The organism is Bradyrhizobium sp. LVM 105, assembly GCF_003957705.1.
GTDB classification, from domain to species: Bacteria; Pseudomonadota; Alphaproteobacteria; order Rhizobiales; family Xanthobacteraceae; genus Bradyrhizobium; species Bradyrhizobium frederickii.
Genome location: NZ_QZMV01000075.1, coordinates 1 through 1,631 on the forward strand (window position 1 = coordinate 1; position 1,631 = coordinate 1,631).

Sequence of the window (1,631 nt, forward strand, 5' to 3'; positions counted from 1 at the left end):
CTGGGGCGATTTGGCGGCAATTAACACTCTGTTCCTGCTCCCCCTTTCCCCTCTTCTTCTTCTTCTTCTTCCCCTTTTTTTTTCCTCTCCTCCCTCTTCCTCCTCTCTCTCTCCCCCCTCCTTTCTCTTTCCTCTTCCTCCTCCCTCCCCCTCTCTCTCTCCCCCTCTTTCCCTTCCTCTTTCTTCCCCCCTCCCTCCTCTCCCCCCCTCCCCCCTCCTTCTTCTCTTTCCCCCCCTCCTTCCTTCTTTCTCCTCTCCTCTTTCTCTCCCCCTCTTCTCCTGCGTCAATCCCCTTCCTCCTTCTTTTTCCTTATCCCACTCCCTCTTTTTTTTTCTTCTCCTCCCCCTCCCTCTCTCCTTTCTCTCCTTCCTTTCCTCTCCTTCCTTTTTTCCTCTCCTTCTTCTCCTTCTTCTTTCTTTTTCCTCTCCCTCCTCCTTTTCCCCCCTCCCCCCTTTCTTCCCCTTTTTTCCTCCTCTTCCTCCCTCTTTTTCTCTTTCTCTCCTTCTTTCCTTCTCTTCCCCTCTCCCCCTTTCTTCCTTTTCTTCTTCCGTCCTTTCTTCTTTTCCCTCCTCCTTTCCTTTTCTTCTCTTCTCCTCTTTTTTTCCTATTCTTCCTTCTTCCTTCTTCCTCTCTCCTTCTTCCCTCCTCTCTCTTCCTTTCTTCCTCCCCTTCCTTTTTCTTTCTCCCTTTTTCCTCTCTTCTTCCCTTCCCCCTCCTCTCCTTCTCTCCCTCCCTCCCTCCTTTCCCCTCCCCTTTTTCTTCCTTCCTCTTTCCTCTTCCTTCTCTTCCCTCTTCTTCCTCCTCCCCCTCTTCTCCTCTTCTCTCTTCCTTTCTCTCCTCCTTCTCCTCCTCCTCTCCCTCTTCCTTCTTCTCCCTTCCTTCTCCCCTTCTTCCCCTTCCTTTCCCTCCTCCCCTTCTCTTTCTTCCTTTCTCCTTCTCTTCTTTCTCTCTCCTCTCCCTCCCCCCCTCCTCTCTCTCTTCCTCCTCCCTTCCCTCTCCCTCTCTTTTCTCTCCCCCTCCCTTCTTTCCTTCCTCTCCCCTTTCTCTCCTCTCCCTCCTTCTTTCTCTCCCTTTCCCTCTTCCTCCCTCTCCTCCCTCTCTCTCTTCCCCTCCTTCTCCTCCCTCTTCCCCCCCCCTCTCTCTCTCTCCTTCCCCCTCCCCTCCTTCCCCTTCTTCCCTTCCTTCCCCTTCTCTCCTCCTCCTCTTTTCTCTCCTTCCTCTTTCTTCCCCTTCTTTTCCTTTTCCTTCTTCTTCTTCCCCTTCTTCTTCTTCCCCTTCTTTCTCTCCTCTTCCTCTTTCCTCTTCTCCTTCTTTCTCCTTTTCTCCTTTTCTTCTCTCCTCTCCTCTCCCTTTCTTCCTTTCCTTCCTTCTTTTTTTCCTTCCCCTCCTCTCCCTCCTTTTCCCCCTCCTTTTTCTCTTTCCCCTTCCTCTTTTCTTTTCCCTCTTCCCCCTTCTCCCCCTCCCCTCCCTCCTCCTTTTTTTCCTTTTTCTTTTCCTCTCTCTCCCCCCTCTTTTCCCTCTCCTTTTCTTCCTTCCCTTCCCTCTTCTCCCCCTCCTTCTCTTCCTCCCTCTTCTTCTCTTTCTTTTTTCCTTTTCTTCCCTCTCCCCCCCCTTTTTCCTTCTCCTCTTC

At 51.7% G+C, this 1,631-nt stretch carries 1 protein-coding gene; it reads right to left on the bottom strand.

Going from position 1 to position 1,631, the window contains the following annotated elements; all coding sequences use genetic code 11:
* Positions 1 to 1,631 (bottom strand): hypothetical protein (locus tag D6B98_RS42160; RefSeq protein WP_205680584.1); only part of this gene is annotated, 1,631 nt, incomplete at both ends.